Origin of the sequence: Aquabacterium sp. J223 (assembly GCF_024666615.1) — a bacterium.
GTDB lineage: Bacteria > Pseudomonadota > Gammaproteobacteria > Burkholderiales > Burkholderiaceae_C > J223.
Genome location: NZ_CP088297.1, coordinates 2,489,267 through 2,515,718, shown reverse-complemented (window position 1 = coordinate 2,515,718; position 26,452 = coordinate 2,489,267). Strand labels below are relative to the sequence as shown.

The 26,452-nt window shown below is 71.1% G+C and carries 24 protein-coding genes; 12 read left to right on the top strand and 12 right to left on the bottom strand.

Annotation, left to right across the window (positions count from 1 at the left end; genetic code table 11):
• Window positions 1-13 precede the first annotated feature (13 nt).
• The 3 genes from ppk1 to LRS07_RS12095 are packed head-to-tail and all read right to left on the bottom strand — an operon-like array spanning window position 14 to window position 4,092.
• Window positions 14-2,125: a polyphosphate kinase 1 gene (ppk1, locus tag LRS07_RS12105; RefSeq protein ID WP_260498288.1), complete on the bottom strand. Its 2,112-nt coding sequence runs from the start codon at window positions 2,123-2,125 to the stop codon at window positions 14-16.
• A gap of 9 nt (window positions 2,126-2,134) precedes the next feature.
• Window positions 2,135-3,175, bottom strand: coding sequence for a glycosyltransferase family 4 protein (locus tag LRS07_RS12100; RefSeq protein WP_260498287.1), 1,041 nt, complete (start codon window positions 3,173-3,175; stop codon window positions 2,135-2,137).
• On the bottom strand, window positions 3,172-4,092 hold the full coding sequence (locus tag LRS07_RS12095; RefSeq protein ID WP_260498286.1) for a UDP-2,3-diacylglucosamine diphosphatase: 921 nt from the start codon (window positions 4,090-4,092) through the stop codon (window positions 3,172-3,174). Before LRS07_RS12095 ends, LRS07_RS12100 begins: the two co-directional genes overlap by 4 nt.
• Window positions 4,093-4,321: 229 nt before the next feature.
• Between LRS07_RS12095 and LRS07_RS12090 the strand changes: the two genes are divergently transcribed.
• The 4 genes from LRS07_RS12090 to LRS07_RS12075 all read left to right on the top strand — a co-directional run bounded on the left by LRS07_RS12090 (window position 4,322) and on the right by LRS07_RS12075 (window position 8,506).
• Window positions 4,322-5,518 (top strand): acyl-CoA dehydrogenase family protein, encoded by a 1,197-nt coding sequence (locus LRS07_RS12090; protein ID WP_260498285.1) that lies wholly within the window; start codon window positions 4,322-4,324, stop codon window positions 5,516-5,518.
• Window positions 5,519-5,649: 131 nt separating this feature from the next.
• Window positions 5,650-6,771: an acyl-CoA dehydrogenase family protein gene (locus tag LRS07_RS12085; protein WP_260498284.1), complete on the top strand. Its 1,122-nt coding sequence runs from the start codon at window positions 5,650-5,652 to the stop codon at window positions 6,769-6,771.
• Window positions 6,772-6,810: 39 nt separating this feature from the next.
• A complete protein-coding gene (locus LRS07_RS12080; RefSeq protein ID WP_260498283.1) occupies window positions 6,811-7,524 on the top strand; it encodes a 16S rRNA pseudouridine(516) synthase in 714 nt (237 codons plus the stop codon).
• A gap of 10 nt (window positions 7,525-7,534) precedes the next feature.
• A complete protein-coding gene (locus tag LRS07_RS12075) occupies window positions 7,535-8,506 on the top strand; it encodes a bifunctional riboflavin kinase/FAD synthetase (protein WP_260498282.1) in 972 nt (323 codons plus the stop codon).
• Here LRS07_RS12075 and LRS07_RS12070 read toward each other — a convergent pair.
• Window positions 8,496-8,918: a hypothetical protein gene (locus LRS07_RS12070; protein ID WP_260498281.1), complete on the bottom strand. Its 423-nt coding sequence runs from the start codon at window positions 8,916-8,918 to the stop codon at window positions 8,496-8,498. The two genes, LRS07_RS12075 and LRS07_RS12070, sit on opposite strands and share 11 nt — an antisense overlap.
• A 227-nt stretch (window positions 8,919-9,145) precedes the next feature.
• On the opposite strand from LRS07_RS12070, the gene ileS reads away from it, so the two are divergent.
• Window positions 9,146-11,965, top strand: coding sequence for an isoleucine--tRNA ligase (gene ileS / locus LRS07_RS12065; RefSeq protein WP_260502106.1), 2,820 nt, complete (start codon window positions 9,146-9,148; stop codon window positions 11,963-11,965).
• Window positions 11,965-12,456 (top strand): signal peptidase II, encoded by a 492-nt coding sequence (gene lspA, locus LRS07_RS12060; protein WP_260498280.1) that lies wholly within the window; start codon window positions 11,965-11,967, stop codon window positions 12,454-12,456. The genes ileS and lspA overlap by 1 nt, the downstream gene beginning before the upstream one ends.
• 63 nt (window positions 12,457-12,519) lie before the next feature.
• Here lspA and LRS07_RS12055 read toward each other — a convergent pair whose 3' ends face one another.
• The 3 genes from LRS07_RS12055 to orn all read right to left on the bottom strand — a co-directional run bounded on the left by LRS07_RS12055 (window position 12,520) and on the right by orn (window position 15,713).
• Window positions 12,520-14,004: a DEAD/DEAH box helicase gene (locus tag LRS07_RS12055; RefSeq protein WP_260498279.1), complete on the bottom strand. Its 1,485-nt coding sequence runs from the start codon at window positions 14,002-14,004 to the stop codon at window positions 12,520-12,522.
• A 356-nt stretch (window positions 14,005-14,360) separates the two neighbouring features.
• A complete protein-coding gene (locus LRS07_RS12050) occupies window positions 14,361-15,095 on the bottom strand; it encodes a PEP-CTERM sorting domain-containing protein (protein WP_260498278.1) in 735 nt (244 codons plus the stop codon).
• A 60-nt stretch (window positions 15,096-15,155) separates the two neighbouring features.
• On the bottom strand, window positions 15,156-15,713 hold the full coding sequence (gene orn, locus LRS07_RS12045; RefSeq protein ID WP_260498277.1) for an oligoribonuclease: 558 nt from the start codon (window positions 15,711-15,713) through the stop codon (window positions 15,156-15,158).
• 50 nt (window positions 15,714-15,763) lie between these two features.
• Between orn and LRS07_RS12040 the strand changes: the two genes are divergently transcribed.
• The 4 genes from LRS07_RS12040 (at window position 15,764) to LRS07_RS12025 (ending at window position 19,348) form a co-directional block, all read left to right on the top strand.
• The gene (locus tag LRS07_RS12040) at window positions 15,764-17,047 is read left to right on the top strand and encodes a M48 family metallopeptidase (RefSeq protein ID WP_260498276.1); all 1,284 of its coding nucleotides are present in this window, start codon (window positions 15,764-15,766) and stop codon (window positions 17,045-17,047) included.
• A 14-nt stretch (window positions 17,048-17,061) separates the two neighbouring features.
• Window positions 17,062-17,400 (top strand): 4a-hydroxytetrahydrobiopterin dehydratase, encoded by a 339-nt coding sequence (locus tag LRS07_RS12035; protein WP_260498275.1) that lies wholly within the window; start codon window positions 17,062-17,064, stop codon window positions 17,398-17,400.
• Window positions 17,397-18,302: a ribosome small subunit-dependent GTPase A gene (gene rsgA, locus LRS07_RS12030; RefSeq protein WP_260498274.1), complete on the top strand. Its 906-nt coding sequence runs from the start codon at window positions 17,397-17,399 to the stop codon at window positions 18,300-18,302. Before LRS07_RS12035 ends, rsgA begins: the two co-directional genes overlap by 4 nt.
• A 122-nt stretch (window positions 18,303-18,424) precedes the next feature.
• On the top strand, window positions 18,425-19,348 hold the full coding sequence (locus tag LRS07_RS12025) for an alpha/beta fold hydrolase (protein ID WP_260498273.1): 924 nt from the start codon (window positions 18,425-18,427) through the stop codon (window positions 19,346-19,348).
• A 15-nt stretch (window positions 19,349-19,363) separates the two neighbouring features.
• On the opposite strand, the gene LRS07_RS12020 is transcribed toward LRS07_RS12025, so the two are convergent.
• Window positions 19,364-21,442, bottom strand: coding sequence for a VC_2705 family sodium/solute symporter (locus tag LRS07_RS12020; RefSeq protein WP_260498272.1), 2,079 nt, complete (start codon window positions 21,440-21,442; stop codon window positions 19,364-19,366).
• A 132-nt stretch (window positions 21,443-21,574) separates the two neighbouring features.
• Here LRS07_RS12020 and prfB point away from each other — a divergent pair.
• Window positions 21,575-22,680, top strand: a protein-coding gene (prfB, locus tag LRS07_RS12015) for a peptide chain release factor 2 (RefSeq protein WP_260498271.1) whose coding sequence is annotated in 2 segments (ribosomal slippage) — window positions 21,575-21,646 and window positions 21,649-22,680 — 1,104 coding nt in all. Because the reading frame shifts where the segments join, the coding sequence is not laid out codon by codon here.
• 7 nt (window positions 22,681-22,687) lie between these two features.
• Entirely contained in the window at window positions 22,688-23,071 is a 384-nt protein-coding gene (locus LRS07_RS12010) for a hypothetical protein (RefSeq protein ID WP_260498270.1), read from the top strand.
• Between the two features lie 56 nt (window positions 23,072-23,127).
• Here the strand turns inward: LRS07_RS12010 and LRS07_RS12005 are convergent, their stop codons facing one another.
• From LRS07_RS12005 to LRS07_RS11990, 4 genes are read right to left on the bottom strand one after another with little or no spacing between them, the layout of a single operon-like run.
• Window positions 23,128-25,263 carry a sodium:solute symporter family protein gene (locus tag LRS07_RS12005; RefSeq protein WP_260498269.1) on the bottom strand — a complete coding sequence of 712 codons (2,136 nt, stop codon included), beginning with the start codon at window positions 25,261-25,263 and terminating at the stop codon, window positions 23,128-23,130.
• A gap of 1 nt (window position 25,264) precedes the next feature.
• Window positions 25,265-25,522: a DUF4212 domain-containing protein gene (locus LRS07_RS12000; protein WP_260498268.1), complete on the bottom strand. Its 258-nt coding sequence runs from the start codon at window positions 25,520-25,522 to the stop codon at window positions 25,265-25,267.
• A 43-nt stretch (window positions 25,523-25,565) separates the two neighbouring features.
• A complete protein-coding gene (locus LRS07_RS11995) occupies window positions 25,566-26,132 on the bottom strand; it encodes a tetratricopeptide repeat protein (RefSeq protein WP_260498267.1) in 567 nt (188 codons plus the stop codon).
• The gene (locus LRS07_RS11990) at window positions 26,129-26,425 is read right to left on the bottom strand and encodes a hypothetical protein (RefSeq protein ID WP_260498266.1); all 297 of its coding nucleotides are present in this window, start codon (window positions 26,423-26,425) and stop codon (window positions 26,129-26,131) included. Before LRS07_RS11990 ends, LRS07_RS11995 begins: the two co-directional genes overlap by 4 nt.
• Between the last annotated feature and the right edge of the window lie 27 nt (window positions 26,426-26,452).

The window sequence follows — 26,452 nt, the reverse complement described above, 5'->3', positions numbered from 1 at the left end:
TTCTTCTTTCGCTTCAAGGGGAGGTGGCCATGTAGCGGCCCATCAACGCCTGCTGGGCCGACACCGCCGGCTGGCCGTCCGCCGGCTGTACGCGGCGGTAGCGGCCGTCGGGTTGCAGCAGCCAGGCGTCCTTGCTGTCGTGCAGGTAGGGCACCAGGCATTCGTCGATCACCCGCTGGCGCAGCGCGGCGTCGCGAACCGGCCAGGCGAGCTCGATGCGGCGCAGCATGTTGCGCGTCATCCAGTCGGCGCTGGACAGGTACAGCGCCTCGTCGCGTTCGCTGGGGCCCCAGCGGAAGTAGAGGACCCGCGAGTGTTCGAGGAAGCGGCCGATCACCGAACGCACCCGGATGCGCTCGGTGCGGCCCGGCACGCCGGGCGGCAGCATGCAGGCGCCGCGCACGATGAGGTCGATCTCGGCGCCCGCCTGGCCGGCCGCCTCCAGCGCTTCCATCAGCTGCGGATCCGTCAGCGCGTTGACCTTCACCACGATGCGGGCCGGCCGGCCCATACGCGCCGCCTCCGCGACCTGCCGGATGTGCTCCAGCATGCGCTGGTGCAGCACGAACGGCGCGGTGAGCAGCCGCTGGGTGGCGCGCAGCGCGGTCAGGCTGGCCAGCTGATGGAACACCGCGTCGGCGTCCGCGGTCAGCTCGGGGTCGGCGGTGAGGTAGCCGACGTCGGTGTACAGGCGGGCGGTGCGGATGTTGTAGTTGCCGGTGGACAGGTGCGCATAGCGCCGCAGCTGCCGGGCGCCGCGGCGGCCGCCGGCGCCTTCGCGGCGCGTGACCAGCAGCAGCTTGGCGTGCGTCTTCAGGCCGACGATGCCGTAGACCACCTGCGCGCCCACCGCCTCCAGCCGCTCGGCCCAGTTGATGTTGGCCTCCTCGTCGAAGCGGGCCTTCAGCTCGACCACGGCCATCACCTCCTTGCCGCGGCGCGCCGCCTCGATCAGCCAGTCCATCAGCGCGGACTCGGCGCCCGCACGGTAGATGGTCATCTTGATGGCCAGCACCTCGGGGTCCTCGACCGCCTCGCGCAGGAAGTGCACCACCGGCTCGAAGCTCTCGAACGGGTGGTGCAGCAGCAGGTCGCCGTCCTTCAGCCGCTCGAAGGTGGAACGCTGGCGCGGCATGCGCTTGGCCGGGTAGGTCGGGTCGTGCGGCGCGAAGCGCAGCAGCGGCGCATGCGACTGGTCGATGAGCTGGTTCAGCCGCACCAGGTTGACCGGTCCGTCGACCTTGTACAGCGCGCTTTCCGGCAGGCCGAACTGCTGCAGCAGGAACAGCGACAGCTCCGGCGGGCAGCTGGACACCACCTCCAGCCGGATGGCCTGACCGAAGTGGCGGGTGGTCAGGCCGCTGCGCAGCGCCTGGCGCAGGTTGGTGACGTCGTCCTCGTCGACTTCCAGGTCCGAGTCGCGGGTGACCCGGAACTGCGAGAAGGCCTCCACCGGCCGGTCGCCGAACAGCTCGTCCAGGTGGGCGCGGATGACGCTGGTCAGCAGCACGAAGGCCTGGCGGCCGTGGCCGAGGCGGTCGGGCAGACGGATCACCCGCGGCAGCACCCGCGGCACGCGGATGATGGCGATGGTGTTCTCGCGGCCGAAGGCGTCGCGGCCCGACAGCCGCACGATGAAGTTCAGCGACTTGTTGGCCACCTGCGGGAACGGGTGCGCCGGGTCCAGGCCCACCGGCACCAGCAGCGGCCGCACCTGCGACTGGAAGAAGTCGGCCACCCAGCGCCGTTGTGCGGCGTCCCGGTCGGCGTGGTTGAGGATGACGATGCCCTCGCGCTGCAGGGCCGGCATCACCTGCTCGTTGAACAGCCGGTACTGCTCGGCGATCAGCGCATGGGCCTGGGCGGCCACCGCCTCCACGTCGCCGGGCGACACGCCGGTGCCCGCGAGTCGCGAGGCCTCCAGCAGGTCGGCATAGCGCACCTCGAAGAACTCGTCCATGTTGGACGAGACGATGGTGATGTAGCGCAACCGTTCGAGCAGCGGCACGTCGTCGCGCAGGGCCTGCGCCAGCACCCGCTCGTTGAATCGGAGGATGGCGCTTTCGCGGTTCAGCCAGGTGGTGGCGGTCAGCGCCGCGGGGGCCGCGACCAGGGCGTCGTTCATCGGCCCAGTTTATGAAGGAACGATGTCGGCGCCGTGACAACGTGACCGGGTGTGAACGCCGACCAGGAACGACAGGAACTGGTCGCCCACCGCCCGCCAGTCGAACTCGTGCGCGCGGGCCAGCGCCGCCTCGCGCGGGCAGTCCAGCGCCGCCATGGCGGCGCGGCCCAGGTCGGCGTCCAGCACGCCGCCGCGGCTGGCGCCGATCACGTCCAGCGGGCCGGCCTCCGGGTAGGCCGCCACGGGGGTGCCGCAGGCCATGGCCTCCAGCATGACCAGGCCGAAGGTCTCGCTGCGGGAGGGCATGACGAAGACGTCGGCGCTGGCGTAGATGCGCGGCAGCTCGGTGCGCGGCACCACGCCGCGCCAGTGCACCTCGGGGTGCTGCGCCTTGAGCCTGTCCAGCAGGGGGCCGACCCCGTAGACCAGCTTGCTGCCCGGCAGCTTCAGGTCGAGGAAGGCCGACAGGTTCTTCTCCCACGACACCCGGCCGACGTAGAGGAAGAGCGGCCGCGGCAGGGTCAGGGGCAACGGCTCGCTGGGCTTGAAGAGCTCGAGGTCGACGCCGTGCGACCACTCCAGCAGGTGGTCGAAGCGGTGTTCGTCGCGCAGCAGCTTCAGCATCCCGCCGGTGGGCACCATCACCCCCGACGACGGGCGGTGGAAACGGCGGAACCAGGCATAGCCCCAACGCGCCGGCACCTTGAGCGACCGGGCCAGGATGTCGGGGAACCGGGTGTGGAAGGCGGTGGTGAAGGCCCAGCCGCGGCGCAGGCAGTGGGCCCGGGCGGCACCGCCCAGCGGTCCTTCGGTGGCGATGTGCACCGCGTCGGGCGCGAAGTCGTCGAGCCGGCGCGCCACCTCGCGCCTCGGCCGCCAGGCCAGCTCGATCTCCGGGTATCCGGGGCAGGGGAAGGTGCGGAAGCCGCCGGGCTCGATCAGTTCCACCCGGTGCCCCTTGGCCTGCAGGTGCGCCACCAGTTCGACCAGCGTGGTGACCACGCCGTTGACCTGCGGCGTCCAGGCATCCGTCACCAACACGATCCTCATGACGCCCCTCCCATCACGGGCGCAGGCGCCTCGTCGTCCTCGATCGCGGTCTCCGGCGCCGGCGCGGGCCGCCGGCCCACGCGCGGCGACCAGTCGACGATCTCCAGCCGGCCGTCGGCGTGCTCGACCAGCGCGGTCAGGCTCTCGACCCAGTCGCCGTCGTTGGCGTAGAGCACGCCGTCGACCTCGCGCAGCTCGGCATGGTGGATGTGGCCGCAGACGACGCCATGCGCTCCGCGTTCGCGGGCCGCCCGGGCCAGCGCGGCTTCGAAGTCGCCGACGTAGCTCACCGCCCGCTTGACCTTGAGCTTGAGGTACTTGGACAGGCTCCAGTACGGCAGCCCGAGCCGCGCACGCAGCGAGTTGAGGTGGCGGTTGAGCTTGAGCGTGAGCTCGTAAGCTTGGTCGCCGACATGCGCCAGCCAGCGCGCGCACTGGACGACGCCGTCGTACAGGTCGCCGTGGGTCACCCAGAGGACGCGGCCGTCCGCCGTGCGGTGCAGCCATTCCTCCACCACCTCGATGCCGCCGAAGTCGTGGCCCAGGTAGCGGCGAGCGAACTCGTCGTGGTTGCCCGGCACGAACAGCACGCGGGTGCCCTTGCGGGCCTTGCGCAGCAGCTTCTGCACGACGTCGTTGTGCGCCTGCGGCCAGTACCACTGGCGCTGGAGCTGCCAGCCGTCGACGATGTCGCCGACGAGGAAGAGCGTCTCGCTCTCGGTGCAGCGCAGGAAGTCGAGCAGCGCGGCGGCCTGGCAGCCCGGGGTGCCCAGGTGCAGGTCCGAGATCCAGATCGTCCGGTAACGCTGCTGGCCTTCGGCGGGCGCGGGGTCGGGGACGCCGTCGCGGTGGGCGCCGGCCGCCGCCAGGGTGGCGCTGTTCCAGGCGCTGCGGTAGGCGGTCGAGTCGCGCTGCATGGGCCGGCAGCATCGTCCGACAGCGATGACGCCGCGGTGAAGGCGCCGTGAAGCTTGCAAGACGACCGGAAGGCGACGTGCGAGCGGCCGACGTCGCCGCTGCCGTGCTGCACAGCGGAACGGCCGACCGTTTGTCGCAGCCATGACAGCCGGCCACGCCGCGAAGGTGCTACAACGTTCCACATTCGCAACGGCGCGGCCGCCCGGTGCCGTCGCCAGAGGAGACAGCATGGACCTTCAATTCACGGCGGAGCAGCAGGCGTTCCGCGAGGAGATCCGCCAGTGGGTGCGCCAGCACCTGCCGGCCGACATCAGCCACAAGGTCCACCACGCCCTGCGCCTGACCAAGGACGACATGCAGCGCTGGGCCGGGATCCTGGGCCAGAAGGGCTGGCACGGCTACGGCTGGCCCAAGGCCTTCGGCGGCCCGGGCTGGGACGCCATCCAGCGCCACCTGTTCGAAGAGGAATGCGCGCTGGCCGGGGCACCGCGCATCGCGCCCTTCGGCCCGGTCATGGTGGCGCCGGTGATCATGGCCTTCGGCAGCCCCGAGCAGCAGCGGCGCCACCTGCCCGGCATCATGAGCGGCGAGGTGTGGTGGAGCCAGGGCTACAGCGAGCCGGGTGCCGGCTCCGACCTGGCGGGCCTGAAGACCCGCGCCGAGCGCGTGGGCGACAAGTACATCGTCAACGGCCAGAAGACCTGGACCACGCTGGGCCAGTACGGCGACTGGATCTTCTGCCTCGTGCGCACCGACCCGCAGGCGCGCAAGCAGGAGGGCATCAGTTTCCTGCTCGTCGACATGAAGAGCCCGGGCATCACCGTGCGGCCGATCATCACCATCGACGGCGAGCACGAGGTCAACGAGGTGTTCTTCGACAACGTCGAGGTGCCGGCGGAGAACCTGGTCGGCGAGGAGAACAAGGGCTGGACGTACGCCAAGTACCTGCTCGCGCACGAACGGACCAACATCGCCGGCGTCAACGCCGCCAAGCGCGAACTGGAGCGGCTCAAGCGCATCGCCATGGCCGAGGGTGTCTACGACGACGCGCGCTTCCGCGACCAGATCGCGCTGCTGGAAGTGGACATCGTGGCGCTGGAGATGATGGTGCTGCGCGTGCTGTCCGAGGAGGCCAAGGCCGAGCACGGCAGCAGCGGCAAGAAGGCGCTCGACGTGGCCGGCCTGCTGAAGATCCGCGGCAGCGAGATCCAGCAGCGCTACACCGAGCTGATGATGCTGGCCGGCGGTCCCTGGACCACCGCCTACGTCGCCGAGGCGATGGAGGCCGGCTGGCAGGGCGACCAGGTGGTGCCGCCGCTGCTGGCGCCGCTGGCCGGCCAGTACTTCAACTACCGCAAGACGACGATCTACGGTGGATCGAACGAAGTGCAACGCAACATCGTCGCGCAGACGGTCCTCGGCTAAAGCCGATGCCCGTCTGCGCTTTGCGCAGTCACCACGGCTCCCCCGAGCCCCCCTCCAAGCGGGGGCTCCAGTCATGCAGACGGCTCCCCCAGCCCCCTCCGGGAGGGGGCTCCAGTGAGAAGGTGGATGAGATGGACTTCGACTTTTCGGACGATCAGGAACAGCTGCGCGACGCGGTGCGGCGCTGGGTGTCGCAGGAGTACGGCTTCGAGCAGCGCATGGCCATCGTCAAGGCCGGCGGCTTCGACCGCCGGCGCTACGCCCAACTGGCCGAGCTCGGCCTGACGGCGCTGCAGGTGCCGCAAGCGCATGGCGGCCTGGCCATGGGCCCGGTGGAGGCGATGGTGGTGATGGAGGAACTGGGGCGCGGCCTGGTGCTGGAGCCGCTGGCCGCCACCGCCCTCGTCGCGCCCACGGTGCTGACGCAGGCCGGCGACGCCGTGCAGGAGGCCTGGCTGCCGCGCATCGCCGACGGTTCGGCGCTCGTCGTGCTGGCCCACCAGGAGCGCGCCGCCCGCTACCGCCTCGACCGCGTCGAGGCCCGCGCGGAGCCGCGCAACGGCGGCTGGACGGTCAGCGGCGAGAAGGGGCTGGTGCCGGTGGGCGACCAGGCCGACGCCTTCATCGTGCCGGCAGGCACCGCGGAGGGGCTGGCGCTGTTCCTCGTCGAGCGGCAGGCGGCGGGCGTGACCGCCCGTGGCCACGCGCTGCACGACGGCGGCCGCGCGGCCGGCGTGCGCTTTGACGGCGCCGCCGCGACGCTGCTGGTGCCGGGCGCGCAGGGCCTGGCGGTGCTGGAGCAGGCGGTGGACGTCGGCATCGCCGCGCTGGCCGCCGAGGCCGTCGGCGCGATGGACGCGCTGATGGCGCTCACCGTCGAGTACCTCAACACCCGCAAGCAGTTCAACGTGCCCATCGCCAGCTTCCAGGCGCTGCGCCACCGGGTGGCCGACTGCAAGATGCAGCAGGAGCTGGCGCGCTCGATGAGCTACTACGCCACGCTGAAGCTGGGCGAGCCGGCCGACGTCCGGCGGCGTGCGCTGTCGCAGGCCAAGGTGCAGCTGGGGCAGTCGATGCGCTTCGTCGGCCAGCAGTCGATCCAGCTGCACGGCGGCATCGGCGTGACCATGGAGTACGCCGCCGGCCACTACTTCAAGCGCCTCACCTGCATGGAGATGACCTTCGGCGACACGATGCACCACCTCGGCGAGGTCTCGGCGCGCATGCAAGAGACGGCCGGCGTCTTCGCCTGACCTGACGGTAAACGACGGGCCGCGACAATGCGGCCCGCCATGCAGCTCGCCGCCCTGCTCTTCTCCCAAGGCTTCGGCACCCGCCGCGAGTGCGCGGCGCTGGTGCGGGCCGGCGAGGTGCGCGTCGGTGGCGTGGTGGTCGACGAGCCCTGGGCGGAGGTCGAACCGACCGGGCTGGTCGTCGAGGTCGGCGGCGTGGCCTGGCCCTACCACCCCCGCGCGCTGGTCCTGCTGCACAAGCCGCCGGGGTACGAGTGTTCGCAGAAGCCGGGCGCCTGGCCCAGCGTGATGACGCTGCTGCCGCCGCCGCTGCGCCGGCGCGGCGTGCAGCCGGTGGGCCGGCTCGACCAGGACACCACCGGCCTGCTGCTGCTGACGGACGATGGCGGTCTCCTCCACCGGCTGACGCACCCCAAGCGCCACGTGGCCAAGGTCTACCAGGCCACCTGCGCCGACCCGGTGACCGAGGACCAGCTCACGCGGCTGCGCGAGGGGGTGGTGCTGCACGACGACCCCGCGCCGGCGCGTGCCGCGTCGGCCGCCACCACCGGCCCGCACGCGCTGGAGCTGACGCTCACCGAAGGCCGCTACCACCAGGTCAAGCGCATGGTGGCGGCGGTGGGCAACCGGGTGGTGGCGCTGCACCGCAGCCGCTTCGGCCCGCTGGCGCTGCCGGACGACCTGCCGCCGGGACGGTGGCGCTGGCTGGACGCGGGCATGCGCTTCGATGCGGCGCAGGACGCGCCGGGATAATCACCGCACGATGCGAGTCTTCCGCGGCCTGAACCATGACGGCCTGGCCCCGGCCAGCGCGGTCACCCTGGGCAACTTCGACGGCGTGCACCGCGGGCACCAGGCGATGCTGGCCCTGCTGAAAAGCGAGGCCGTGCACCGCCACGCCCTGAGCTGCGTGCTGACCTTCGAGCCGCACCCGCGCGACTTCTTCGCCGAACGCTCGGGCCGGCCGGAGCAGGCGCCGGCGCGCATCTCCACCCTGCGCGACAAGCTCGACGAGCTGGACCGCTGCGGCGTCGACCAGGTGGTGGTGCTTCGCTTCGACGAGCGGCTGGCGCGCCAGAGCCCTCAGGCCTTCGTCGACGACGTGCTGGTGCGCGGCCTGCGCGCGCGCTACGTGCTGGTCGGCGACGACTTCCGCTTCGGCGCCAAGCGCGCCGGCGACTACGCGCTGCTGGACGCCGAGGGCACCGCCAAGGGCTTCGACGTGGCCCGCATGAACAGCTACGAGGTGCACGGCCTGCGCGTGTCCAGCTCGGCGGTGCGCGAGGCGCTGGCCACCGGCGAGATGGAACGCGCGGCGGTGCTGCTCGGCCGGCCCTACAGCATCTCGGGCCATGTGCTGCACGGCCGCAAGCTGGGCCGCGAGCTGGGCTTCCGCACCTTGAACCTGCGCTTCCCGCACGCCAAGCCGGCGGCGCACGGCATCTTCGTCGTGCAGGTGCATGGCCTGGCGGACTCGCCGCTGCCCGGCGTGGCCAGCCTGGGCGTGCGACCGACGGTGGAGGACGCCGGCCGGGTGCTGCTGGAAACGCACTGCCTGCGGTGGCCGGAGGCGCTCGGCCCCGAGGCGGCCTACGGCCGGCGCGTCCGCGTCGAGCTGCTGCACCGGTTGCACGAGGAGCGGCGCTACCCCTCGCTGCACGCGCTGCGGGCGGGGATCGCCGAGGACGTCGAACAGGCGCGGGCCTGGTTCGCCCTCCACCCGATCAACGGTTGAGCAGGGGCGGCTCCACGCTGAACATGGCGCGGGCGGTGCGGCACTGGCCGCCGTCCCAGTCGCGCTCGCAGGCCTGGCGCACGGTGCCGCACATGGCGTCGCCGCTGGCGCGCAGCTGCTCGTAGACCTGGCCGTCGACCGGCCCGACGCCGGCGATGAACACCACCGACGCGCCGGCGGCCGGGGCGCCGGTCATCACCCGGCAGTTGTTCTGCAGCATGGCCTGGCTGCAGGCCGCCTGCAGGCGCTGCAGCGCGGCGTCGCGGCCGGGTGGGGCCGAGGCCGGCGCGGCCCAGGGCCGGGCCCAGGCGGCCCAGGCGGCGGCCGCCACCAGGGCCAGCACCGGCAGGCCGATGGCGACCCGGCGGCGCCAGCCGCGGGCGGGCGCAGGGGCGAAGGCGGAGGCGGACATCGGCGACATGCCGCGATTAGACCCCGCGGCCCCTGCGGCCGATGGCCTGAAAAGCGGCCGGCCTGCGTCCAAGTGGCCGCCCCTACAATTTCGGCCCCCATGCAGCGCGCCCAGGTTTTCTCCGGCGACCCGCGGCGCGGCGCTCGCCAGGACACCACGTGAACGACAAGACCCAAGGCGCCACCGACCTCCGCGCCACGCTCAACCTGCCCGACACGCCCTTCCCCATGCGCGGCGACCTCGCCAAGCGCGAGCCGGGCTGGGTGCAGCAGTGGGAGGACCAGGGCACCTACCAGCGCCTGCGCGACGCCCGCTGCGGCGCACCGAAGTTCGTGCTGCACGACGGCCCGCCGTACGCCAACGGCCAGATCCACATGGGCCATGCGGTCAACAAGATCCTCAAGGACATGATCGTCAAGGCCCGCCAGCTGGCCGGCTACGACGCGCAGTACGTGCCGGGCTGGGACTGCCATGGCCTGCCGATCGAGAACCAGATCGAGAAGACCTTCGGCCGCAACCTGCCGCGCGAAGAGGTGCAGGCCAAGAGCCGGGCCTACGCGGCCGAGCAGATCGGCCAGCAGATGGCCGACTTCAAGCGCCTGGGCGTGCTGGGCGACTGGGACCGGCCCTACCGGACCATGGACTTCGGCAACGAGGCCGGCGAGATCCGGGTGTTGAAGCGCCTGCTGGAGCGCGGCTTCGTCTACCGCGGCCTGAAGCCGGTGTACTGGTGCTTCGACTGCGGCTCGTCGCTGGCGGAGTTCGAGATCGAGTACGCCGACAAGACCTCGCCGACGGTGGACGTGGCCTTCCTCTGCGCCGAGCCGCAGAAGCTGGCCGCCGCCTTCGGCCTGCCCGCGCTGGACGCCGAGGCCTTCGCCGTCATCTGGACCACCACGCCGTGGACGCTGCCGGCCAACCAGGCGCTGAACGTCAACCCCGAGCTGGTCTACGCGCTGGTGAAGACCGAACGCGGCGTGATGCTGGTGGCCGAGGCGCTGGTCGGGAAGTGCCTGGAGCGCTGGCAGTTGCAAGGCCAGGTGATCGCCACCACCGAGGGCCGCCGGCTGGACGGCCTGAACTTCCACCACCCGCTGGCGCAGGTCGACGCCGGCTACGCCCGCCTGGCCCCGGTGCTGCTGGCCGACTACGCGACGGCCGAGGACGGCACCGGCATCGTCCACGCGGCGCCGGCCTATGGCGTGGAGGACTTCAACTCCTGCACCAGCCACGGCTTCGGCCACGACGCCATCCTCAACCCGGTGCAGGGCAACGGCGTCTACGACCCGGCGCTGCCGCTGTTCGGCGGCCAGTTCATCTGGAAGGCGAACGCGAAGGTGATCGACGCGCTGCTGGGGGCCGGCCGGCTGCTGGCCTCGTCGACCATCCGCCACAGCTACCCGCACTGCTGGCGCCACAAGTCGCCGGTGATCTACCGCGCGGCGGCGCAGTGGTTCGTGCGCATGGACGAGGGCGAGGGCGTGTGCACCGTCGACAAGGCGCCCGAGACGCTGCGCGCCACCGCGCTCAAGGCCATCGACGCCACCGCCTTCTACCCCGAGAACGGCCGCGCCCGGCTGCGCGACATGATCGCCAACCGGCCCGACTGGTGCATCAGCCGGCAGCGCAACTGGGGCGTGCCGCTGCCTTTCTTCCTGCACAAGGACAGCGACGAACTGCACCCCGAGACGCTGCGCCTGATCGACAAGGCCGCCGACCTGGTGGCCGAGGGCGGCGTCGAGGCGTGGTCGCAGCTCGACCCGGCCGACTGGCTGGGCGCCGAGGGGCCGCACTCGGCGGCGAACTACCGCAAGAGCACCGACATCCTCGACGTCTGGTTCGACTCGGGCTCCACCTTCTCGCACGTGCTCAAGGGCAGCCACGCCGGCGCCGGGCACGACGAGGGCCCGGAGGCCGACCTCTACCTGGAAGGCCACGACCAGCACCGCGGCTGGTTCCATTCGTCGCTGCTCATCTCCTGCGCGCTGCAGGGCCGCGCCCCCTACAAGGGCCTGCTCACCCACGGCTTCACGGTGGACAGCCAGGGTCGCAAGATGAGCAAGAGCCTGGGCAACGGCATCGACCCGCAGGCGGTGAGCGGCAAGCTGGGCGCCGAGATCATCCGGCTGTGGGTGGCCGCCAGCGACTACTCCGGCGACATCGCCGGCGACGACAAGATCCTGGCGCGGGTGGTCGACGCCTACCGCCGCATCCGCAACACGCTGCGCTTCCTGCTCGCCAACACCAGCGACTTCGACGCGCAGGCCGATGCGGTGCCGCTGGCCGAACTGCTGGAGATCGACCGCCATGCGCTGGCGCGCGCGGCCGAGTTCCAGGCCGAGGTGCTGGGGGCGAAGGACGGCGACGGCCTCTTCGAGGGCGGCCACTTCGGCCGCTACGAGTTCCACCCGGTGGTGGCCAAGCTGCAGGTCTACTGCTCGGAGGAACTCGGCGCCTTCTACCTCGACGTGCTGAAGGACCGGCTGTACACCACCGCGCCGAAGTCGCTGGCACGGCGCTCGGCGCAGACCGCGCTGTGGCACATCACCCAGGCCATGCTGCGCTGGATGGCGCCCTTCCTCAGCTTCACGGCGGAGGAGGCGTGGGCGGTGTTCGGCGGCAAGCCGGGCCAGTCGATCTTCGTCGAGACCTACTGGACGCTGCCCGAGGCCGATGCCGGGTTGCTGGCCAAGTGGGCGCGCATCCGCGCGGTGCGCGAGGCGGTGAACAAGGCCATCGAGGAAGTGCGCAGCGCCGGCGCCGTCGGCTCGTCGCTGCAGGCCGAGGTGCGGGTGACCGCGCCGCCCGAGGACGCCGCGCTGCTGGCCGGACTCGGCGACGACCTCAAGTTCGTGCTCATCACCTCGGCGGCGCAGGTGGCACCCGGCGACACCTTGCAGGTGCAGGTCACGCCGTCGTCGAACCCCAAGTGCGAGCGCTGCTGGCACTGGCGCGCCGACGTGGGCGCCGACGCCCGCCATCCGGCCCTGTGCGGCCGCTGCGTGAGCAACCTCTACGGCCCGGGCGAAGGCCGGCACTTCGCCTGATGGCCGGCCGCAAGTTCTCCGGCGCCAGCCTCTGGCCCTGGCTGGCGCTGGCCGGGGTGGTGATCGTGCTCGACCAGCTCACCAAGGTGCTGGTGGTGCAGCAGATGCGGCTGGGCGACAGCCACTACGTGCTGCCCTTCTTCAACTGGGTGCGGGCCCACAACACCGGCGCGGCGTTCTCCTTCCTCGCCGGCGCGTCGGGCTGGCAGCGCTGGTTCTTCACCGGCGTGGGCGTGGTGGCCACCGTGGTCATCGTCTGGCTGCTGAGGCGGCACGCCGGCCAGCGGCTGTTCAGCCTGGCGCTGGCGCTCATCCTCGGCGGGGCGGTGGGCAACGTGGTCGACCGGCTGATCCACGGCTACGTGGTCGACTTCGTGCAATTGCACTGGGGCGGCTGGTACTTCCCGGCCTTCAACATCGCCGACAGCGCCATCACCGTCGGCGCGGCCTGCCTCATCCTCGACGAGCTGCGGCGGGTGCGGCGCGGCTGAGCAGGCGCAGCAAAAGAAAAGGGCAGCCCATCGGCTGCCCTTTTTCATGGACGGTCGAACCGATCAGTCGCCGTCGTGCCCGCGGAACGGGCGGCCACCGGCCGGACGCGCATCACGGCGCGGCGCGCCGCCCTCGCGATGCGGCGCCGGACGGGCACCGTCGAAGCGGGGGTCCGGGCGGGCGTGCCGCGGCGGACGGTCGCCGAACGGACGGGCCGGCTCGCCGCCCTCGCGGCGCGGACCGGGGCCGAACCCATGGCCCGGACGACCACCGCCGGGGCGCCCGCCGCGCGGGCCGGGGCCGAAGCCACGGCCCGGGCCGCCGGGCCGACCGCCGATGAGCCGCGGCTCGGGCAGTTGCGGCTCCAGGCCGACCACCGTCTCCACCGGCATCTGCTGCGTGGTGAAGTGCTGGATGCGCTTGATCATGGAGATGTCGCGCCGCTCGGCCAGCGTGATGGCCAGGCCCGAACGACCGGCACGGCCGGTGCGGCCGATGCGGTGCACATAGTCCTCGGCCTTCATCGGCAGCCCGTAGTTGATGACGTGGCTGATGGTCGGCACGTCGATGCCGCGGGCGGCGACGTCGGTGGCCACCAGCACCTTCAGGTGGCCGCGGCGCAGGCCGTCGAGCACCCGGGTGCGGCGGCCCTGCGGCAGGCCGCCGTGCAGCGACGCGACGGCATGGCCCATGTCGGCCAGCCGATCGGCCAGGTGGTCGGCGTCGCGCTGGGTGCTGGTGAAGACCACCGCCTGCTCCATGTCGCGCTCGGTCAGCAGGTGATCGAGCAGCGCGTCCTTGTGGCGCAGGTCGTCGGCCCAGTGCAGGCGCTGGGTGATGTTGTCGTGGCGCTCGGTGTGCGAGGCCACTTCGATGGTGCGGGCACCGTCGTTGAGCAACTGCTCGGCCAGCCGGCCGACGGGACCGGCGAAGGTGGCGCTGAACATCACGGTCTGGCGCTCGCGCGGCAGGGCCTCGGCGACGTGGCGGATGTCGTCGATGAAGCCCATGTCGAGCATGCGGTCCGCTTCGTCCAGCACCAGCAGGCCGATCTGCGACAGGTCCAGCTTGCCGCTGCCCAGGTGGTCGATCAGGCGGCCGGGGGTGGCGACGATGATGTCCAGCGGGCCACGCAGGGCCTTGAGCTGGCCGCCGTAGGGCACGCCGCCCACCAGCAGCGCGATGCGCAGGCCGGGCACCACCGAGCCGTAGTCGTCGGCGGCGCGGGCGACCTGCATGGCCAGCTCCCGGGTGGGCGTCAGCACCAGCACCCGCGGGGCGAAGCCGGTCTGGCGGTCGCGCCGGGTGTCCGGCCGAGGGCCCTGGCCGGCGGCCGCCGGCGCATGGCGTTCCTCCAGCAACCGCTGCAGGGCGGGCAGCATGAAGGCGGCCGTCTTGCCGCTGCCGGTGGGCGCGGACACGCGCAGGTCCTGGCGCTGCAGCGCGGCCGGGATGGCCTGCGACTGCACCTCGGTGGGGGTTTCATGGCCGGCTTGTTGGACGGCCGTCAGAAGGGCTGCATGCAGGCCCAGGGAATCGAAACTCATCTCGAACTCTCGGTACTCGGCACCACCGGCCCCTGCCGATTCGGCAGGGCCAGGGCACCGCGGGGCTGCCCGTGGTATGGGGCCGCCCGCAGTGAAGTCGCTGTGAAAAGACCTTGGCGCCGCACGAAGGGCTCGTGCGGGAAAACCGGGTCCGAAGCGACGGCATCGCCGCCGACCGGACCACCACCTTTGCGCAATGGCGCAGGCGACGGCTTGAGGGACCGGGTACCGGTCCTGGGAAGGTCAGAGGGGATGAACGAGCGGTCGCAAGCCTCTCGACGTGCGACCAAGCCCAAGATTCTAAGGGAAATCGCGAGGGTGTGCTGACCTCCCGCTTAGCCCGGCATCTTTGCGGCTCAAGTGCGTCCCTTGAACCGCGCTGCGGCGAGGCCCGCAATCCCGAGGGCCATCAACGCCCAGGTTCCAGGCTCTGGAATCGCTGGCAGCGGCACATCACCATCCCGCACAGCCCAGGCGCTGAAGTCGGCCGTTATGACCTCTGAGGTGTGATACGCCGACACCGCGTCGCCGGCAAACGCCCATGCATGTGGGGGCGGCCCTGAGCTAGGGTCTTCCTCATCCAGCCAAACCCAGTTGTTGTTCAAGTTTTGAAAGGGCCCTGAATTGACAAAGTTCCAAGGCGGCGGACCGGAATTGCAAGAGCCTGGCGTGCGATTGCCCAGCGTGACGCAGTGCATGTGCGACACCTCCGAGGGACCAGGACCCGATCCCAGGAAGCGGGGCAGCCGCCAGCCCGTCACGCCATACAGGTCCAAGCTCGCAGCCCAGGTCTTGGCGGCCGTCCAAGTCGATTCACCATTGCCCGGCAACGCATCATCGTAGACAGTGCCCAAGGTCCCCATGGCATTGGCTAACCAGGTGATGTTCAGGGTGGTGTCGTAGTAGGCGTCGGCCGTTCCGTCTGCATTGAGGTCGCGCGGCAACAGGGTCGTGGTCCAAGTGCCCTGCATTGGGATTGGCACCCCATGTGCGAGCGAAACGACACACGCAAACACGCCGCCCAATGCGACCTTGAGACTGCTGGCAGACATGGCGGAAAGAGAAGCTGAACGGGCCTTGACGATAGACAACCAAGGTCCGCAACTGCACTCCCTAGCCGAAGGGAATACGTGTCGAGGCGTGACTGCGCTCTACTTCAACAGGTGCGTCCGGTAGTACAGCAGCTCGTCGATGGACTCGTGCACGTCGGCCAGCGCGGTGTGCGCCTGGGCCTTGGCGAAGCCGCCGAGGATCTCCGGCCGCCAGCGCCGGGCCAGTTCCTTCAAGGTGCTGACGTCCAGGTTGCGGTAGTGGAAGAAGGCCTCGAGCTGCGGCATGGTGCGGGCCAGGAAGCGCCGGTCCTGGCAGATCGAGTTGCCGCACATCGGCGACTTGCCCTTGGGCACGTACCGGCTCAGCCAGTCGATCGTCTGCAGCTGGACCGCGGCCTCGTCGAGCGTCGACGCCTTGACCCGGTCGATCAGCCCGCTTCGGCCATGGGTGCCCTTGTTCCAGGCGTCCATGCCGTCGAGCACCGCATCGCTCTGGTGGACGGCGAACACCGGGCCTTCGACGCGGGTGGTGAGCTGGGCGTCGGTGACCACCACCGCGAGCTCGATGATGCGGTCGTTGTCGGGATCGAGCCCGGTCATTTCCAGGTCGATCCAGACCAGGTTCTGCTCGTGGGAGGCAAGGTTTGCGGCGCTCATGGGGAGATTGTGCCCGCCCTACACTGCCTGCCGTCCCACCGCCCTGCCGCATGCACGACACCCTCGCCGCCGCCCATCCGCTGACCCTGCTGTTCGCCTTCGCGCTGGTCGCGTCGTTGACCTTGAAGCTCTGGCTGGCCGGCCGGCAGGTGCGGCATGTCGCCCGCCACCGCGCCGCGGTGCCCGCCGCCTTCGCCGAGACGGTGTCGCTCGCGCAGCACCAGAAGGCCGCCGACTACACCGTCGCCAAGCTGCGCCTGGGGCTGCTGGCGACGGCCTTTTCCAGCGCGGTGCTGCTGGGCTGGACGCTGCTCGGCGGCCTCGACGCGCTGAACGGGTTGCTGCGCGAGACCGTGCAGCCGCTGCTGGGGGACCTGGGCTACCAGCTCGCGCTGCTGGCCGCCTTCGCGCTGATCGGCGGCCTGCTCGACCTGCCCTTCGACCTGTACAGCACCTTCCGCGTCGAGCAGCGCTTCGGCTTCAACCGCATGACGGTGAGGCTGTGGCTGGCCGATGCCGCCAAGGGGCTGCTGCTGGCGCTGCTGCTCGGCGGTCCGCTGGCGGCGGCCGTGCTGTGGATCATGGGCAGCACCGGCGGGCTGTGGTGGCTGTGGGCCTGGTGCGCCTGGACCGGTTTCCAGCTGCTGATGCTGGTGCTCTACCCCACCGTCATCGCGCCGCTGTTCAACAGGTTCCAGCCGCTGCCCGACGAGTCGCTGAAGGCCCGCGTGCAGGCGCTGATGCAGCGCTGCGGCTTCGCCGCCAAGGGCCTGTTCGTGATGGACGGCAGCCGCCGTTCGGGCCACGCCAACGCCTACTTCACCGGCCTGGGCGCCGCCAAGCGGGTGGTCTTCTTCGACACCCTGCTCAACCGCCTGACCCCGGACGAGGTGGAGGCGGTGCTGGCGCACGAGCTCGGCCACTTCAAGCACCGCCACGTGCAGAAGCGCATGGTCGTGATCTTCGGCTTCAGCCTGGCCGCGCTGGCCCTGCTCGGCTGGCTGTCGGCGCAGCCCTGGTTCTACGCCGCACTCGGCGTGGCCCCCAACCTCGACGCGCCGAACGATGCGCTGGCGCTGCTGATGTTCGGCCTGGTGCTGCCGGTGTTCAGCACCTTCGTCACGCCGCTGGCCTCGCGCAGCTCGCGTCGGCACGAGTTCCAGGCCGACGCCTTCGCCTGCGCCCAGGCCGACGGCCGCGACCTGGCCCGTGCGCTGCTCAAGCTGCACGAGGACAACGCCGGCACGCTCACCCCCGACCCGCTGTACGCCCGCTTCTACTACTCCCACCCGCCGGCGGCGGAGCGGCTGGCCGCACTGCCCCGACCGGCCTGAACGACGAGGCTCGCATGGCCGACGACGCACCGCTGCACCTTCAAGCCTGCCGGGCCGACGTTGCCCGGCTGACCCCGGCCGAGGCGCAGGCCCTGCTCGCACGGCTGGACGGCTGGTCGTTCGATGGCGACGACGCCATCGCGAAGCGTTTCACCTTTCCCGACTTCCACCACACCATGGCCTTCGTCAACGCGGTGGCCTGGATCGCGCACCGGCAGGACCACCATCCCGACGTCACCCTGGGCTACGGCCACTGCGCGCTGCGCTTCAACACCCATTCGGTGGGCGGGCTGTCGGTGAACGACTTCATCTGCGCCGCGCGGGTGGACGCGCTGCTGCCCCCTTCGCCGTGACGGAGCCCCGCGGCGGGCTGGTCGTCGGCGCCCACGGCCGGCACGTCGTGGTCGAGGACGACGACGGCCGTCGGCGCCTGTGCCACCTGCGCGGCAAGAAGAACGAGGCGGTGGTCGGCGACCACGTGCGCTGGGAACCGGCACCGGGCGACGGCGCCGAGGGCGTGGTGCAGCGAGTCGAGCCGCGGCGCAACCTCTTTTTCCGGCAGGACGAATGGCGCACCAAGTCCTTCGCCGCCAACCTCGACGGCCTGCTGATCCTGGTCGCCGGCGAGCCGATGTTCAGCGAGCAGCAGCTGGCGCGGGCGCTGGTCGCGGCCGAGGCCGCGGGCGTGCCGGCGCTGATCGCGCTCAACAAGACCGACCTGCCGGCGGCCGAGGTGGCGCGGGAACGGCTGCAGCCGTACCGGGCGATGGGCCAGGCGGTGGTCGAGCTGTCGCTGAAGACCGACCCGCAGGGCTCGCTGGCCACGCTGGCGCCGCACCTGCACGGCCGCACCACGCTGGTCCTGGGGCCCAGCGGCACCGGCAAGAGCAGCCTGGTCAACCGCCTGCTGCCCGACGCCCAGGCCCAGGTGGGCGAGATCTCGCAGGCGCTGAACTCCGGCCGCCACACCACCACCACCAGCACCTGGTACTGGCTGGACGAGGCCAGGCGCTCGGCCTTGATCGACTCCCCCGGCTTCCAGGAGTTCGGCCTGCGGCAGGTCAGCGCGCAGGACCTGCCGAACCTGATGCCCGACCTGCGCGAGCACGCGGGCGGCTGCCGCTTCTACAACTGCACCCACCGGCAGGAGCCCGGCTGCGCGGTGCGCCAGGCGGTGGACGACGGCCGCGTCGCGCCGAGCCGCTGGCAGATCTACCAGACCATCCGTGAGGAGCTGGAGCGCACCCGCTGGTGACTGACGGCCCCCGGCCCCGGAGTACCGCCCCCCGGCGGGGGTGCTCAGCCGGCTCGGGGCGGCCCGGCGCCGCTGAGCCTCGGGCGACAGCCGCCGCGACGGCCTGCGGCCAGAATCGTCGGATGACCGCGCCCTACCCCGTCCGCCGACCGGCCACCGACCGCTTCCTGTCGCTGCGCGGCTGGCGCCACCACCTGCTGCAGTGGGGCGAGCCGTCGATGGCCACGCCGCAGCGCCCGCCCCTGATGCTGCTGCACGGCTGGATGGACGTGGCGGCCTCGTTCCAGTTCATGGTCGACGCCCTCGCCGAGGACCGCTTCGTGCTCGCCTTCGACTGGCGCGGCTTCGGCCTCAGCGAACCCGATGGCGGACCGCTGCCCGACAGCTACAGCTTCTGCGACTACCTGGGCGACCTGGAGGCGGTGCTGACCGCGGTGCTGCCCGACGACGGACCGCTGGACCTGCTCGGCCACAGCATGGGCGGCAACGTGGCCATGCTGTACGCCGGCGTCCGGCCGCAGCGCGTCCGCCGCCTGGTCAACCTGGAAGGCTTCGGACAACCCGGACACAGCGCGGACGAGACGCCCCGCCTCTGGGCCCGCTGGCTCGATGCCCTGCGGACGCCGCAGTCGCTGCGGCCCTACCCGAGCGTGGACGACGTGGCGGCTCGCCTGCGGGCCAACAACCCGCGGCTGCCCGCCGACAAGGCGGCCTGGCTGGCGCCGCACTGGTCGCGGCAGGACGCCGACGGCTTGTGGCGGCTGCTCAGCGACCCGGCGCACAAGCGGCCCTTTCCGGAGCCCTACCGGGTCGACGAGGTCCTCGCCTGCTGGCGGGCCATCACCGCCCCGGTGCTGTGGGTCGAGGGCGCGCAGACCGACACCCGCACCTGGTGGGGCGACCGTTACCCGCGCGAGGCGTTCGAGTCGCGCATCGCGCAGGTCGCCCGGCTGGAGCGGCACACGCTGCAGGACTGCGCCCACATGCTGCACCACGACCAGCCGCGGGCGCTGGCGCAGCGGCTGGAGGCCTTCCTGGGCGCCTGACCGCGCGCGGCGTGCTCAGGCCGGCCGGCGGAGGTGGTCGACCAAGGCCAGCTCCGTGTCGCCGGGCGGCCGCGTCAGCAGGCTGGCCACCACCGTGACGGCGAAGGCCAGCGGCACGCCGAAGACGCCGGCGGCGATCGGCTGCACGCCCCACCACAGGCAATCGGCCAGCGGCGCGTCGACGCCGAAGACGCCGCGCAGCCAGGGGTGGGTGGTGGCCATGTAGTAGAAGGTCAGCGTCAGGCCGGCCAGCATGCCGAGCACGCAGCCGGCATGGTTCGCGCGCTTCCAGAACACGCCCAGCACCAGCGCCGGGAAGAAGGTGGCCGCGGCCAGCGAGAACGCCGCCGCCACCAGGAAGACGATGTCGCCCACCCTCAGCGTGGCGACGTAGGCGGCGAACAGCGCCACCACCAGCAGCACCGTCTTCGAGATCGCCACCCGCCGCGAGCTCATCGCCTTGGGGTCGATGAGCCGGAAGTACAGGTCGTGCGACAGCGCGTTGGCGATGGTCAGCAGCAGCCCGTCGGCGGTGGACAGCGCCGCGGCCAGCCCGCCGGCGGCCACCATGCCGGAGATGACGTAGGGCAGCCCGGCGATCTCCGGCGTCGCCAGCACGATGATGTCGGCGCCGATGCGCATCTCCGCCAGCTGGAAGATGCCGTCGCGGTTGTGGTCGACCACCGACAGCAGGCCCGAGTCGAGCTTCGACCAGTTGGCGATCCAGCCCGGCAGCTTGTCGAAGGGCGTGCCGACGAGCACGTTGAAGATCTCGTACTTGACCAGCACCGCCAGCGCCGGCGCGGTGAGGTAGAGCAGGCTGATGAACAGCAGGGTCCAGGCCACCGACTCGCGCGCCTGCCGCACCGACGGCGTGGTGTACGAACGCACCAGCACGTGCGGCAACGCGGCCGTGCCCACCATCAGGCAGAAGACCAGCGCCAGGAAGTTGCGCCGCGATTCCTCGGGCGCCGACGGCACCGCCGCGTCGCCGCGGGGCCGGCTGGCGAAGGGCTCGGCGTGCGACGGCATGCCGGCCAGCGGCCGCGCACGGGCCTGTGCGTTCTCCAGTTCGGCGGCGTCGCGCCGGCGGGCTTCCTCGGCCGACCGCGGCAGCGCGGCGAGCGCCTTCTCCGCGGCCAGGATCTCCTGTGCCGGCGCCTGCGCCGCCTTCAGCGCGGCGACGCGCCGCTCGGCCGCCTGCCGATCGGCCGCCAGCGTGGCCGCGGGGTCGCGCAGCCGGGCCTCGGCCTGGTCGGCCCGCGCCTGGAACAGCGCGATCACCTCCAGCTCCTTCGGGTCGCGGCGCAGCTGCTCCTCCCGCTCGCTCACCTTCTGCAGCTGCTGGCCGACGGCCAGCGGCGGCACCGGCTGGCCGGTCTGCTTGACCGACAGCCAGACCACCGGCACCAGGTAGGCGATGACCAGCACGATGTACTGCGCCACCTGCGTCCAGGTGACCGCCCGCATGCCGCCGAGGAAGCTGCACACCAGCACACCGCCCAGCCCGACGAAGATGCCGATCTCGAAGGCCAGACCGGTCAGCCGCGCGGTGATGAGGCCGACGGCGTAGATCTGCGCCACCAGGTAGACGAAGCTCACCCCGATGGCCGCCGCCAGCGCCACCAGGCGCGGCAGGCGCCCGCCGTAGCGCGCGCCGATGAAGTCGGGCACCGTGAACTGGCCGAAGCGCCGCAGGTACGGTGCCAGCAGCAGCGCGACGAGCACGAAGCCGCCGGTCCAGCCGAGCACGAAGGCCAGGCCGGCGTAGCCGCTCAGGTACAGCGTGCCCGCCATGCCGACGAAGGAGGCGGCGCTCATCCAGTCGGCCGCCGTGGCCATGCCGTTGTAGAGCGCCGGCACCCGGCGTCCGGCCACGTAGTACTCGGTGGCGTCGGACGTCCGGCTCAGGATGCCGATGCCGGCGTACACCGCCATCGTGCCGAGCAGGAAGGCACCGCCGATCCAGGCGCGCGGCAGGCCCATGCGCTCCAGCACGCCCAGCGCCAGCACGAAGGCCAGGAAGGCCAGCGTGTAGGCGCCGTAGATCAGGTGCAGACGTCGCTCGAAGGCCGGCAGGGCGTCAGGCGGCATGGGATCGCGGTGGGGAGCGGGGCGGGGGTTCCGCGGCGAGCGCGAGTGTCCGCGGCCGGCCGCGGCGGCCCGGCCCGGGCTTTCCCGGTCCGCCCGGCCGCCGGCTCGTGGGGTGCATGCGAAAATCCGGCCATGGACATCGAACGCATCAACACCATCGGCAGCACCCTCGCCGACCTGCAAGCGCGCACCGCCGCGCTAAGGGGGGTATCTTTGACTACGACCGCAAGGCGCTGCGCCTGAACGAGGTCAACGCCGCGCTGGAAAACCCCGCGGTGTGGAACGAGCCCAAGCGGGCGCAGGAACTCGGCCGCGAGCAGAAGGGCCTGGAGACGGTGGTCAAGACCATCGACCACCTGACGCGCAACCTCTCCGACAACCTCGAGCTGTGGGAGATGAGCAAGGCCGACGACGACTTCGACGGCCTGGCCGCCATCGAGGCCGAGGCCGAGGCCCTGCGCGCCGAGGTCGAGGGGCTGGAGTTCCGCCGCATGTTCAACAACCCGGCGGACCCGAGCAACTGCTTCATCGACATCCAGGCCGGCGCGGGCGGCACCGAGGCCTGCGACTGGGCCAGCATGCTGCTGCGCCAGTACCTCAAGTACTGCGAGCGCAAGGGCTTCAAGGCCGAGGTGATGGAGGAGACCGAAGGCGACGTGGCGGGCATCCGCTCGGCCACCCTCAAGGTCGAGGGCGAGTACGCCTTCGGCCACCTGCGCACCGAGACCGGCGTGCACCGGCTGGTGCGCAAGAGCCCGTTCGACTCCGCTGGCGGCCGGCACACCAGCTTCGCCTCGCTGTTCGTCTACCCGGAGGTGGACGACTCGATCGAGATCGAGATCAACCCGGCGGACGTGCGCACCGACACCTTCCGCGCCAGCGGTGCCGGCGGCCAGCACATCAACAAGACCGACTCGGCGGTGCGGCTGACGCACATTCCCACCGGCATCGTCGTGCAGTGCCAGAACGACCGCAGCCAGCACCGCAACCGCGACGAGGCCTGGCAGATGCTGCGCTCCCGGCTCTACGAGCACGAGATGCGCAAGCAGATGGAGGCGCAGCAGAAGCTGGAGGACAGCAAGACCGACGTCGGCTGGGGTCACCAGATCCGCAGCTACGTGCTGGACCAGAGCCGCATCAAGGACCTGCGCACCAACGTCGAGATCAGCAACACCCAGAAGGTGCTCGACGGCGACCTGGACGCCTTCATCCAGGCCAGCCTGAAGCAGGGCGTGTAGGACGGACATGGACGCCCGGGTCGTCATCCGCCGCCTGGGCTTTCGCAAGTGGTACGAGCGCGAGCTGCTGCGCAGCCACGCCCACCTCGTGCTGCTGCTGCTGGCGGCGCTGGGCCTGCTGGGCGCCTTCGAGGCCCTGTCGTTCGAGCACTCGCTGCTCGAACAGGTGGAGCTGGTGGCCTGCGTGGTGGTCAGCGCGGCGCTGGGCCTGTGGGCCATGCGGCGCTACCTGTACCTGCTCAACCACGCCGAGTACGTCGCCGACCAGGCGGTGTGCGAAGCCTGCGACAGCTACGCCAAGTGGGACCTGCTGCCCGATCAGGGGGCGGACGAGCGGCAGCTGCGCGTGCGCTGCCGCCGCTGCGACCGGCACTGGCGCATCGACCTCTGACCGGCCAAAAAAACCCCGCTCGGGACGAGCGGGGCTTGACCGGAACGGAGCGTCCGTCAGGCGTGGGCGGGCGCCGCGCGCTTCAGGTCGGGGTAGCGCACGTGCTCGACCAGCTCCTGCGTCTCCTTCTTCGGCGGCGCGGTGAGCAGGCTCACGATGATGATCACCGCGAAGCCCACCGGCACGCCGAACAGGCCGGCCGAGATCGGCTGGATGCCCCACCACAGCTCGATCGGCGAGGTGACGCCGAACACGCTGCGCAGCCAGGGCTGGGTGGTGACCATGTAGTAGAAGGTCACGCCGAGGCCGGCCAGCATGCCCAACGAGGCGCCCCACTTGCTGGCCCGCTTCCAGAAGATGCCGAGCACCAGCGCCGGGAAGAAGGCCGCCGCCGCGAAGGAGAACGCGGCCGACACCAGGAAAAGGATGTCGGCCGGCTTCTGCGCGGCCACGAAGGCGGCCAGCAGGGCGACCACCAGCAGCAGCGCCTTCGAGATGCCCACCCGGCGGGCGGTGGAGGCGTTGGGGTCGATCATCTTGTAGTACAGGTCGTGCGACAGCGCGTTCGCGATGGTCAGCAGCAGGCCGTCGGCGGTGGACAGCGCCGCCGCCAGGCCACCGGCCGCCACCAGGCCGCTGATGACGTACGGCAGCCCGCCGATGGCCGGTGTGGCCAGCACGATGATGTCGCCGCCGATGCGCATCTCGCCGAGCTGGAAGATGCCATCCTTGTTGACGTCGGCCACCGACAGCAGCGTCGGGTCGACCTTGTTCCAGGCGGCGATCCATTCGGGCAGCTTGTCGAACGGTGTGCCCACCAGTGCGGTGAAGACCTCGTACTTGACCAGCACCGCCAGCGCCGGCGCGGTGAAGTACAGCAGGAAGATGAAGAACAGCGACCAGGTCACCGACTCGCGCGCCTCCTTCACCGACGGGGTGGTGTAGTAGCGCATCAGGATGTGCGGCAGCGCGGCGGTTCCCACCATCAGGCAGAACACCAGCGCGAGGAAGTTGCGGCGCGATTCGTTGTAGGTCTTCTGCGCCGCGGCGTCGCCGTCGGGGTCCCCCGCGTAGATCTGGGCATGCGCCGGCATGCCGGCCAGCGGCCGGGCCCGGGTGTCGGCGGTGGCCTTGGCCGCCGTCCACGCCTTGCGCGCCTCGGCCTCGTCCTTGGGCAGCGCGGCCAGGGCCTTCTCGGCGGCGGCCACGTCGGCGGCCGGCGCGTTGGCCGCGCGCAGGTCGTCGAGCCGCTTCTGTGCGGCGGCGCGGTCGGCGGCCAGTGCGGTGGGCACGTCCTTCAGCTTGGCCGCCAGCGCGTCGGACTGCGACTTGAAGATGGCCTGGACCTCCTTCTCCTTGGGGTCGTTCTTCAGCCGGTTCTCGGCCTCGGTCACCTTCTGCAGCTGCTGGCCGTAGATGGCTTGCGGCACCGGCACGCCCGTCTGCTTCACGCTCAGCCAGACCACCGGGATCATGTAGGCGATGATGAGGATGATGTACTGCGCCACCTGGGTCCAGGTCACGGCGCGCATGCCGCCCAGGAAGCTGCACACCAGGATGCCGGCCAGGCCGACGAAGATGCCGATCTCGAAGGCCACGCCCGACAGGCGGGCGGTGATCAGGCCGACGCCGTAGATCTGCGCCACGACGTAGGTGAAGGAGCAGAGGATGGCCGCCAGGATGCCGATCAGCCGCGGCAGGTTGCCCTCGTAGCGGGCGCCGAGGAAGTCCGGGATGGTGAACTGCCCGAACTTGCGCAGGTAGGGCGCGAGGAACAGCGCCACCAGGCAGTAGCCGCCGGTCCAGCCCATGATGAAGGCCAGGCCGGAGTAGCCCGTGAGGTAGAGCGTGCCGGCCATGCCGATGAAGGAGGCCGCGCTCATCCAGTCGGCGCCGGTGGCCATGCCGTTGTAGATCGCCGGCACGCGACGGCCGGCGACGTAGTACTCCGACGCGTCGGTGGTGCGGCTCATCACCCCGATGCCCGCGTACAGCAGCACGGTGGCCAACAGGAAGATGAGCCCGATCCAGCTGCGCGGCAGGCCGGCCTGTTCGAGGACCGCCAGCACGACGAGGAAGATCAGGAAGCCGCCGGTGTACCAGGCGTACACCTTGTTGAGCTGCTTCTTGAAGGCCCGGTTCTCGGCCGCGGTCGCGGTGGCCGCGGCCGTGGTTGCGCTCAGTCCAGCCATGTCATTCCTCCTCGGCGACGCCGTGTTCCTGGTCCAGCCGGTTCATGGTCCGGGCGTAGTACCAGATGATGAGCACGTAGACGATCAGCGCGCCCTGCGCGGCCACCCAGAAGCTGAACGGCCAACCGAAGAAGTTGAAGTTCAGGTCGCGGGCGAAATAACCGATCACGAAGGTGACGAAGAACCAGATCGCGAGCAGGACGCCCGTGATGCGCAGGTTCTTCTGCCAGTAATGCTCCTGCGTCTGCGTTAGCTGCATGGCATGCCTTTCGTTGCGTTGACCATCTGCCGACAAGCGCCTGTCACGGCGCCATCCCGGTCTCGCGCTCCAGCTGGGCCGCGACCTTGGGCTCGAAACCCCGCAGGTGCCGGATGATCCGGCGCGCCTCGTCGGGTTGCTGGCGGTCCAGGTGCACGCGGGCCAACTGGTACCACCCGTAAGGGCTCATCGGCTGCAGCTCGGTGTTGCGCTTCAGCGCCTCCACCGCTTCGTCCAGCCGCTGCTGACAGATCAGGGTCAGGCCCAGCCCGTACCAGGCGCGGTCGAGCCGGTCGTCGAGCTCCAGGGCACGCCGGAACGCGGCCTCGGCGCTGGACAGGTCGCCGTCCTGCTCCAGCAGGTAGGCCAGGTTGAACCAGTCGCCCGCGCTGCGCCGGGGGTGAACGGCGACCAGGCGCCGCGCGTCGGCGATGGCCTCCGCGCGCCGGCCGAGCTGGGCCCGCACATGCGCCCGGCTGGCCAGCGCATAGGGGTCGTCGGGCCGCAGGGCCAGCAGGCGGCCGAACACCGCCTCGGCCTCGCGCCGCCGGTTGAAGAACAGAAGGGCGACGGCACGAAGCCTCAGCCCCCACCATCCGAGCGACCTCATTTGCACAGCTCCACGCCCACCCGCAGGCACAGGCTGATCTTCTCCATCGTCACCACCAGGTAGGCGAGCAGCAACAGGCAGAAGGTGGCGAAGGGCACGTGTCGGTCGGCCACCCTGGCGGGGCTGATGCGGCGCACGAGCCAGGTGAACGGCTTGGACAGCAGCTGCAGCAGCTTGTAGAAGAGGTTGGTCTCGCGCCGATGACCGGCGAAGACGTACAGCGCCGCCTGCCCGACCAGCCCGAGCAGCGGGATGTACAGCACGACCTGCAGCAGATTGAGCAGCGCCAACATGTGGTTGCATTTCGGGCCGGTGTGCTT

Excerpts from the sequence above, each read along its gene's own strand:
- LRS07_RS12095 (WP_260498286.1), bottom strand. The coding sequence starts at position 4,092 with ATGCAGCGCGACTCGACCGCCTACCGCAGCGCCTGGAACAGCGCCACC.
- LRS07_RS12090 (WP_260498285.1), top strand. The coding sequence starts at position 4,322 with ATGGACCTTCAATTCACGGCGGAGCAGCAGGCGTTCCGCGAGGAGATC.
- LRS07_RS12055 (WP_260498279.1), bottom strand. The coding sequence starts at position 14,004 with ATGAGTTTCGATTCCCTGGGCCTGCATGCAGCCCTTCTGACGGCCGTC.
- LRS07_RS12075 (WP_260498282.1), top strand. The coding sequence starts at position 7,535 with ATGCGAGTCTTCCGCGGCCTGAACCATGACGGCCTGGCCCCGGCCAGC.
- LRS07_RS12005 (WP_260498269.1), bottom strand. The coding sequence starts at position 25,263 with ATGGCTGGACTGAGCGCAACCACGGCCGCGGCCACCGCGACCGCGGCC.
- ppk1 (WP_260498288.1), bottom strand. The coding sequence starts at position 2,125 with ATGAACGACGCCCTGGTCGCGGCCCCCGCGGCGCTGACCGCCACCACC.
- LRS07_RS12080 (WP_260498283.1), top strand. The coding sequence starts at position 6,811 with ATGCAGCTCGCCGCCCTGCTCTTCTCCCAAGGCTTCGGCACCCGCCGC.
- LRS07_RS12025 (WP_260498273.1), top strand. The coding sequence starts at position 18,425 with ATGACCGCGCCCTACCCCGTCCGCCGACCGGCCACCGACCGCTTCCTG.
- orn (WP_260498277.1), bottom strand. The coding sequence starts at position 15,713 with ATGAGCGCCGCAAACCTTGCCTCCCACGAGCAGAACCTGGTCTGGATC.
- lspA (WP_260498280.1), top strand. The coding sequence starts at position 11,965 with ATGGCCGGCCGCAAGTTCTCCGGCGCCAGCCTCTGGCCCTGGCTGGCG.
- LRS07_RS11995 (WP_260498267.1), bottom strand. The coding sequence starts at position 26,132 with ATGAGGTCGCTCGGATGGTGGGGGCTGAGGCTTCGTGCCGTCGCCCTT.
- ileS (WP_260502106.1), top strand. The coding sequence starts at position 9,146 with ATGCGCGGCGACCTCGCCAAGCGCGAGCCGGGCTGGGTGCAGCAGTGG.
- LRS07_RS12070 (WP_260498281.1), bottom strand. The coding sequence starts at position 8,918 with ATGTCCGCCTCCGCCTTCGCCCCTGCGCCCGCCCGCGGCTGGCGCCGC.
- LRS07_RS12020 (WP_260498272.1), bottom strand. The coding sequence starts at position 21,442 with ATGCCGCCTGACGCCCTGCCGGCCTTCGAGCGACGTCTGCACCTGATC.
- LRS07_RS12085 (WP_260498284.1), top strand. The coding sequence starts at position 5,650 with ATGGACTTCGACTTTTCGGACGATCAGGAACAGCTGCGCGACGCGGTG.
- LRS07_RS12040 (WP_260498276.1), top strand. The coding sequence starts at position 15,764 with ATGCACGACACCCTCGCCGCCGCCCATCCGCTGACCCTGCTGTTCGCC.
- LRS07_RS12035 (WP_260498275.1), top strand. The coding sequence starts at position 17,062 with ATGGCCGACGACGCACCGCTGCACCTTCAAGCCTGCCGGGCCGACGTT.
- LRS07_RS11990 (WP_260498266.1), bottom strand. The coding sequence starts at position 26,425 with ATGTTGGCGCTGCTCAATCTGCTGCAGGTCGTGCTGTACATCCCGCTG.
- LRS07_RS12100 (WP_260498287.1), bottom strand. The coding sequence starts at position 3,175 with ATGAGGATCGTGTTGGTGACGGATGCCTGGACGCCGCAGGTCAACGGC.
- LRS07_RS12000 (WP_260498268.1), bottom strand. The coding sequence starts at position 25,522 with ATGCAGCTAACGCAGACGCAGGAGCATTACTGGCAGAAGAACCTGCGC.
- LRS07_RS12010 (WP_260498270.1), top strand. The coding sequence starts at position 22,688 with ATGGACGCCCGGGTCGTCATCCGCCGCCTGGGCTTTCGCAAGTGGTAC.